Annotated in this window: 7 protein-coding genes; all 7 read left to right on the forward strand. The window is 65.0% G+C overall.

Annotated elements, in window-relative coordinates; genetic code table 11:
* On the forward strand, positions 1-398 hold a 398-nt coding region (gene tolR, locus AC5JJ6_RS23480), incomplete at its 5' end, for a protein TolR (RefSeq protein ID WP_496044375.1).
* Between the two features lie 4 nt (positions 399-402).
* On the forward strand, positions 403-1614 hold the full coding sequence (gene tolA, locus AC5JJ6_RS23485) for a cell envelope integrity protein TolA (RefSeq protein WP_496044376.1): 1212 nt from the start codon (positions 403-405) through the stop codon (positions 1612-1614).
* 126 nt (positions 1615-1740) lie between these two features.
* Positions 1741-3093, forward strand: coding sequence for a Tol-Pal system beta propeller repeat protein TolB (gene tolB, locus AC5JJ6_RS23490; RefSeq protein ID WP_496044377.1), 1353 nt, complete (start codon positions 1741-1743; stop codon positions 3091-3093).
* A gap of 163 nt (positions 3094-3256) precedes the next feature.
* Complete coding sequence (pal, locus tag AC5JJ6_RS23495; protein ID WP_496044378.1) at positions 3257-3751, forward strand: peptidoglycan-associated lipoprotein Pal; 495 nt, start codon at positions 3257-3259, stop codon at positions 3749-3751.
* Positions 3752-3963: 212 nt separating this feature from the next.
* Positions 3964-4866, forward strand: coding sequence for a tol-pal system protein YbgF (ybgF, locus tag AC5JJ6_RS23500; RefSeq protein WP_496044379.1), 903 nt, complete (start codon positions 3964-3966; stop codon positions 4864-4866).
* Between the two features lie 31 nt (positions 4867-4897).
* Positions 4898-6196 carry a tRNA lysidine(34) synthetase TilS gene (gene tilS / locus AC5JJ6_RS23505; RefSeq protein WP_496044380.1) on the forward strand — a complete coding sequence of 433 codons (1299 nt, stop codon included), beginning with the start codon at positions 4898-4900 and terminating at the stop codon, positions 6194-6196.
* A gap of 118 nt (positions 6197-6314) precedes the next feature.
* Positions 6315-6576, forward strand: a 262-nt coding sequence (locus AC5JJ6_RS23510; RefSeq protein WP_496044381.1) for an ATP-dependent metallopeptidase FtsH/Yme1/Tma family protein, incomplete at its 3' end; no start/stop codon positions are given.

The raw sequence follows: 6576 nt of genomic DNA on the forward strand, positions 1-6576 counted from the left end.
GCCAGCTATCGGAGATCAACGTCACGCCCTTCGTCGACGTGATGCTGGTGCTCCTGATCGTCTTCATGGTGTCGGCGCCGCTTATGACGGTCGGCGTGCCGGTCGATCTGCCCAAGACGGCGGCGCCGTCCCTGCCGGCCGACAACAAGCCGCTGTTCATCTCGATCGATACGCAGAACCGCATCTACGTCCAGGAAACCCAGGTGGAACTGGACAATCTGGTGCCCTTGCTGCGCGCGATCACCGAGAACAACCCCGAGGCCCGCGTGCTGGTGCGCGGCGACGCCAAGATCCAGTACGGCACCATGCTTCAGGTCATGGGCACGATCAGCGCCGGCGGGTTCACCAAGGTCGGACTGGTCGCAGAGCTGCCGCAACCCAAAGCCGCGGCACGATAAAAGCATGCGCAACGGCATCCTCTTCTCGGCGGTGGTCCACGTGGCGGCGATCCTGATCGCCGTCCTGGGCCTGCCGTTGATGCAGAAGCCTATCGAGATCCAGGATACGATCCCGATCGAAATTGTCGATGCCGGCGAACTGGCGGGACCCCAGGTAGACAAAACTCCTCCCGCGCCGCCCCGGCCGCCGCAACAGAAGCCGGCGCCGGATCCGGTACCGGAGCCGCCGCAGCAGATGGCCCAGGCCGACCCGCCGCAGCCGGTCCCGGTTCCGCCGCGCCCGCCCGAACCGCCGAAGGTCGCCGAGCCTCCGCCGGCCCCGCGCGAAGCGGCGCCGCCGCAGCGCCAGCCGGAACCGCCTCCGCCGCCCCGGCCGACTCCTCCCCCGCCGGCACCGACACCGCCGCCTCCCAAGGCGCCGGAACCGGAGCCGCGCAAGCCCGAACCTCCGAAGCCGGAGCCGCCGAAGCAGGAGGCCCCGAAGCCGGAACCTGCACCCAAACCGGAACCTGCGCCTAAGCCGGAACCTCCGAAACCGGAACCTCCGAAGCCCGAGCCTCCCAAGCCCGAGCCGAAGGAAGTGAAGAAGCCTGAGCCGCCCAAGCCCGAGCCTCCCAAGCAGGAGGTAAAGAAGCCTGAGCCGCCAAAGCCCGAATCTCCGAAGCAGGAAGCCAAGAAGCCCGAACCGCCGAAGCAGGAGCCGAAGAAGCCGGAAACGGAAAAGAAGCAGCCGGATACCAGCAGCGATTTCGCCAACGTCCTGAAGAACCTTCAGAAGCAGTCGAAATCGGAGCCCTCGGCAGCGCCGTCTTCGCCGTCCACCTCTTCCCAGCCTCAGCGTCAGCAGCAGGCGTCGTCGTCGCAGCCTGCATCCAATTCGGCCCCGAAACTGGCGGACAAGCTGACTTCCAGCCAGGAAGACGCCGTGCGCAAGACGGTCGAGGCTTGCTGGAACGTCGATCCGGGCTTGGCAGGCATCCATGACATCACTGTCGAAATCCGGCTGGAGATCGGCAGGGACGGGCAGGTGATGCGCGCCGAGGTCATCGACAAGGCGCGTATGGCTCGGGACCGGACGTTCCGCACCGTCGCGGAGTCGGCGCAGCGTGCCGTCATGAACCCGCGATGCAAGACCCTGCCGCTTCCTCCGGACGGCTACGAATTCTGGAAGGACGCCGTCTTCGTCTTCAGCCCGCGCGACATGCTGCGCGGCTGAGGACGCAGGGCGGCGGCCCGTCTTGATGCTGCCACGATCGCGGTGCCCTCTTGTGCCTTTGAAAAGGCGCATCCCGAGGGTGGCCGCTCTCGGAAACAACGATGATGAACAAGGCATGACTCGATCATGATTGCATACCCGTTCCACCTGATCCTGCTTGCCCGCCGTCTGGCGCTGGCCGTATTGATCGTCACTCTCGCCGGGATTACCGGCGCCCGTGCCGAGCTGCGGCTGGACATCACCCGCGGCCGGGTCGAGCCGATGCCGATCGCGATCTCCACCTTCTATGGGCAGGGCGGCCAGGAGAATCAGGTCGGCCGCGACATCGCGCAGGTGGTGTCGGCCAACCTCGAGCGGTCCGGCCTCTTCCGTCCGCTCGATCCCAAGGCGCTGATCCAGGATCCGGCTTCCCTGCACAACCAGCCCCGATTCGCGGACCTCAAGGTCATCAACGCCCAGGCGATGGTCAGCGGAACGGTCCAGGCGCAGCCCGATGGGCGCCTGCGGGTGGAATTCCGCCTGTGGGATGTGATCGCCGAGCAACAGATGACCGGCCTCGCCTATTTCACGGTGCCTGAGAACTGGCGGCGGGTCGCCCACATCATCTCCGACGCGATCTACAAGCGGATCACGGGCGAGGAAGGGTACTTCGATACCCGCATCGTCTACATCTCGGAGAACGGTCCGGCCGACAAGCGGATCAAGCGGCTGGCGATCATGGACCAGGACGGCGAGAACCATCGATTCCTGACCGACGGCAGGACGCTGGTGCTGACGCCCCGCTTCTCGCCCTCGGCGCCGGAAATCACCTATCTGTCGTATTTTAACAATAAGCCGCGCGTCTATCTCTTCAATATCGATACCGGCCGTCAGGAAGTACTAGGCGACTTCCCCGGCATGACTTTCGCCCCGCGCTTCTCGCCGGACGGCAACAAGGTCATCATGAGCCTGGCGACGGGCGGCAACACCGACATCTATACGATGGACCTGCGAACCCGCCGGGTCGAGCAGCTGACCAACAGCCCGGCCATCGACACCTCGCCGTCATACTCGCCCGACGGGCAGCGGATCGTGTTCGAGTCGGACCGTGGCGGCACCCAGCAGCTCTATGTCATGGACGCAAATGGCGGAAATCCGACGCGGATCACGTTTGGGCAGGGCCGCTATGCAAGCCCGGTATGGTCGCCGCGTGGCGATCTGATCGCCTATACCAAGATCAGCGGAGGCCGCTTCTCGATAGGAGTGATTCGGCCCGACGGCACCGGTGAACGCACCCTGAGCGAGGCATTTCACGTGGAAGGGCCTACTTGGGCGCCGAATGGCCGCGTCCTGATGTTCTTCGGCGAACGCCCCAGCGGGGAGGGAAATCGCAGCAGAATCGCGCGTTTGCACAGCATTGATCTCACTGGTTTCAATGAGCGCGAAGTTGTCACACCGTTGGACGCATCCGATCCCGCTTGGTCGCCCTTGATTCCTTAGCGGTAACCATTTATTTTCGCACTGCACGATCGACGCTAAGGTTAGACAGTCGGGAGTTCGGAAACTTTCGGTGGACTGGGTTTCGGTGGACTGGGTGTAGTTTAGCGTCGGCCCGTTCGCTCTTCCGTATTTTATATCGTGTGTCGCTGTAGGGGGTTTTGAGATGCGTTTGAAGGTTCTGAGCCTGTTGGCTGCGGTTGTGCTGGTCGCCGCGTGCGAATCCACTCCGCAAAGTGACGGCTCGGCCGGCGCTGGCGGTGGGGCTACCGCTGGTGCGGCGCCCGTCCGGACTGGTCCGGCTCCGGGTTCGCAGGAAGATCTGGTCGTCAACGTCGGCGACCGCGTGTTCTTCGGTTTCGATAAGTTCGACCTGTCGCCGGAGGCCCGGGCAACCCTGGACCGCCAGGCTTCGTGGTTGACCCAGTATCCGCGCGTCACCGTGACCGTCGAAGGTCACGCCGACGAGCGCGGCACGCGTGAGTACAACCTCGCGCTGGCCGAGCGTCGCGCCAACTCCGTCAAGAACTACCTCCTGGCCAAGGGCGTCGACGCAAACCGCGTCGCCACCATCAGCTATGGCAAGGAGCGTCCGGCTGTCCTCGGTTCGAACGAGGCATCCTGGGCACAGAACCGTCGTGGCGTGACCGTCGTCAACTAAGTCGGCCCACGCGGCAGACGAGGGCGATGGCGGCTTATAGTTCGCTGACGTAAATAGGGCGCCACACCACGCGGATCCGTAAAGGAGTTGCAGGGTGTGGCGCCTTATTTTTGCCGATGGTTTCTGATACGGCGAGATTTATGACAGGGTCAAAAGGTCCAGCTATGGCGGTGATGTCGATGCGTCGAGCGTCAGGTGCGCGGAGTGAAGGGTTGCCCGGCAGGTATGCCGCGTTCGCCGGCATGGCGCTGCTCGCCGGAACGATGCTTTGGAGCGGCCCGGCGGCGGCCCAGGCCGACGTCAACCTGCAAGGCCGGCTGAACCGGCTGGAAAACGATATCCAGACGCTGAACCGGCAGGTCTTCCGGGGCGGTCCGGTTCCGCAGGGCGGCTCCGGCGCGTCCGGCGGCGTACCCAGTTCCCTCGCAGCCGATTTCGAAGTCAGGCTGTCGCGCCTCGAAGGCGAGTTGCAGACGCTGACCGGCAAGTACGAGGAAACGGTCTTCGGCATTTCCCAGGCGCGGGAGCGGCTGGACAAGCTCTCCTCCGACCTGGAATACCGGCTGAGCGAGCTGGAGAGCAAGCTGAACGCGGCGCCGGCCCCCGCGACCGAAAACCAGTCCGCTCCTCCGGCGAAGGGCAGGAACGAGACGGCCGCTGCCGCTCCGCCCAAGGCTCCGGCCCAGCCGGCGCAGCAGCAGGCGACGGCGGCGGCTAAGCTGCCTGCCGGTTCGGCACAGGAGCAGTACGATTACGCCTTCGGCTTGCTGCGGGCTGCGGATTACGCCAATGCCGAAGTGGCGCTGGGATCGTTCATCAAGAGCCATCCGGACAACTCGCTGACCAGCAACGCGCATTACTGGCTGGGCGAGACCTACTACGTACGCGGCAAGTACGGCGACGCCGCTGCCGCCTTCGCCGAGGGCTATCAGAAGTTTCCGAAAAGCTCCAAGGCGGCGGACAACCTGCTGAAGCTCGGCATGTCGCTGGGGCAGTTGAACCAGAAGAAGGAGGCCTGCCTGTCCTTCGCCGAACTGGGCAGCAAGTTTCCCGACGCCTCGGCGGCCATCAAGCGCCGCGCGGACCAGGAGCGGGGGCGGCTGAACTGCTCGTGAGGGCTGAGGGTGAGGGGAGACCGGCGTCACGTTGATCGCTGAATTCACCCATCTGATGGACCGCCTTGGACCGTTCGAGCCGGCGCCCCGAGTCGCGGTCGGCGTCTCGGGCGGCGCCGACAGCATGGCGCTTTGCCTGCTCCTGAAAGCCTGGACCGACAGCCGGAACGGGTCTCTCCTCGCACTTACCGTCGATCATGGGTTGCGCCAAAACGCCGCAGATGAAGCGACCCAGGTCGGTTCATGGCTGAAATCGTATGGTATCTCCCATGACGTTCTGCGGTGGGAAGGCGCCAAACCGGTATCCGGCCTACAGTCGGCGGCCCGGGATGCGCGATATCGCCTCTTGACCGAGCGCTGTCATGCCGAGGGCATTCTTCATCTGGCGCTCGCGCATCACCGGGAGGATCAGGCGGAAACGGTGCTGCTCCGCTTCGCCCATGGCAGCGGCGTCGACGGCCTCGGCGGCATGGCCGCCGTGAGGGAGACCGGCTCCGTCAGGTTCCTGCGCCCCCTGTTGCCGGTCGGACGGGAACGTCTGAGGACCTTCCTGACCGGTCAGGACCAGCTCTGGATCGAAGACCCCTCCAACCAGTCGCCAGCCTATGCACGGGTTCGGCTGCGCGGTGTGGCCGATATCCTGTCGGGGGAAGGGTGGAGCCCGGAGCGGGCCGCCGATACCGCCCGCCGGCTCGGCCGCGCGCGATCCGCTCTCGACGCAGCCGCGGCGCGGCTGGCTGCCCAGGCGGTGGACCTATGGCCGGAAGGCTGCATCCTGCTGAGGCCGGACCTTCTGCGCGATGCCGAGGAGGAAACCGCTCTCCGTCTGCTGTCCCGCTGCCTCGCCGCCATCGGCGGTTCCCGCTACCGCCCCAAGCTGGAGGCGGTCGAGCGCCTGTATTGCACGGTGCGCGACGGCAGCGCCGGGCGGGGGCGCACCCTCGGCGGGTGCCGCATCCTGCCCTACCGCGACGGGCGCCTGCTGATCGCCCGCGAACCGGACGCCGCCGATGAGCAGGCCGAACTTCCACCCGGCGCGACGATCGTCTGGGATGGCCGGTTCCAGGTGAAATCGCTGCTTCCCGGCGCGGCACGGGTCGCTCGCCTGGGGCTTCACCGCGAAGCCATGGACCCGGCGCTCGGGCGGATGCCGGCGCCGGTCCGGCAGACGCTTCCCACTATCGTTTGCGACGATGGCGGGGTGTTTCTTCCGCAGTTCGAATTTGCTAATCATTTCAAGCGCCCGGAGGGAGAGCCCCGTCCGGATCGTGCTGTCGCCCTGTTCAGGCCGCAGGAACCTTTTGCGGCCTTCGCATTCGTAGTTGTTTAAAGTGAGGGCGGCATTATCTAATCTGATGGACTTCCCAAGTATCGGGGATCAAGTGGCGAGGGCTGGCGCCCGGCGTGTGTTCATTGACGCCGAGGTTGTCCGACGAAAGGCGTGAACCGTGAACAATTTCGGTAAAAACCTGGCTCTCTGGATCATCATCGGGCTGCTGCTGGTAGCCCTTTTCAATCTGTTCCAGAGTTCCTCTACCCGTAGTCCGCAGGCAAGCGTGCCGTTTAGCGACTTCCTGAACGAGGTCGAACGGGGCCAGGTCGCGGATGTGACGATCAAGGGCAATCAAATCAGCGGCCACTTCACTGATGGCCGCTCGTTCAGCACCTATTCCCCGCCTGATGCCAATGTGGTCGATCGTTTGGCCGATC

The sequence above is a fragment of the Skermanella sp. genome, assembly GCF_059503625.1.

Excerpts from the sequence above, each read along its gene's own strand:
- tolA (WP_496044376.1), top strand. The coding sequence starts at position 403 with ATGCGCAACGGCATCCTCTTCTCGGCGGTGGTCCACGTGGCGGCGATC.
- tolB (WP_496044377.1), top strand. The coding sequence starts at position 1,741 with ATGATTGCATACCCGTTCCACCTGATCCTGCTTGCCCGCCGTCTGGCG.
- pal (WP_496044378.1), top strand. The coding sequence starts at position 3,257 with ATGCGTTTGAAGGTTCTGAGCCTGTTGGCTGCGGTTGTGCTGGTCGCC.